Below are 259 nucleotides of genomic sequence, written 5' to 3' on the forward strand. Positions count from 1 at the left end.
TGCACTCGTCGCGATCATGAATGGTGCCCAGGCGGATCAGTTGGGAGCTGTCATACGCAGCGATTCCTTCGCCACCCTCCTGGCTCCTGCAGATCACGCCATAGCCGGCGTATCCCCTTTCCATCAGTGCAACGTGACGCTGTCGCTCCTGCCATCCAAGCCAGTGAGTATCCTTATCATCCAGCACGAAGATCTGGATTCTTCCGTCGTGTGACTGCAGGTCCTCCTCCCACAAGCGCAGGAAGACGCGCCTGCTGAC

General features: G+C 58.7%; 1 protein-coding gene. It reads left to right on the forward strand.

Annotated elements, in window-relative coordinates:
* The coding region (locus RMT89_RS43980; RefSeq protein ID WP_315889359.1) for a hypothetical protein at positions 1-214 on the forward strand (214 nt) is incomplete at its 5' end.
* Positions 215-259: the final 45 nt, after the last annotated feature.

The sequence above is a fragment of the Streptomyces sp. P17 genome (assembly GCF_032436805.1).
Taxonomy (GTDB): Bacteria; Actinomycetota; Actinomycetes; order Streptomycetales; family Streptomycetaceae; genus Streptomyces.